General features: G+C 66.2%; 1 protein-coding gene. It reads right to left on the bottom strand.

From position 1 onward, the window contains the following. Positions 1 to 677: acyltransferase domain-containing protein (locus tag ABD329_RS47940; RefSeq protein ID WP_425574492.1), on the bottom strand; the 677-nt coding region annotated here is incomplete at both ends.

Raw genomic sequence — 677 nt, 5'->3', positions numbered from 1 at the left:
GACCACACACCCGCCACATACGCCGCCACCACCTCACCGATCGAGTGACCGGCCAGAAAATCCACCCGCACCCCAAAAGACTCCATCAACCGGAACAACGCCACCTCCAACGCAAACAACCCCGCCTGCGTAAACACCGTCCGATCCAACACCCCCTCACCACCAGGAGCGGCAGCATCGGCGAAGACGACCTCCTTCAACGGCCGCCCCAGCAGCCCATCGAAGCGTTCACACACCTCGTCAAAAGCTGATGCGAACACGGGGAAGGCCTCATACAACTCACGCCCCATCCCCGTCCGCTGACTCCCCTGACCAGAGAACAACACCGCCACACGCCCCGACCGCACACGACCCGCAATCGCACCACCAGCAGCCGTGCTCGTGGTCTTGCCCCTCGCCAGGTTCGTGAGCCCAGCCTCCAGAGCCTCGGCATCCGAACTGAGGACGACAGCGCGGTGTTCGAAGACCGCGCGGGAACTCACCAGAGCCCGCCCCACGCCTGCCACGTCCACGCCGCCACCATCAGCCTGGGCGGAACGCAGGTACTCCAGCAGTCGGCCCGCCTGAGCCGCCAACGCATCCGCACTACGCCCCGACACCACCCACGGCACCACCGCAAACGGCACACCACCACCACCGGAAACCACCTCCACACCCGAGGCTTCCTCCGCCGGCGC

The sequence above is a fragment of the Streptomyces javensis genome (genome assembly GCF_039525925.1).
Classification (GTDB): Bacteria; Actinomycetota; Actinomycetes; order Streptomycetales; family Streptomycetaceae; genus Streptomyces; species Streptomyces asiaticus.
Note: the sequence above shows the minus strand (reverse complement) of the source record. Positions and strands in the feature narration are given on the sequence as shown.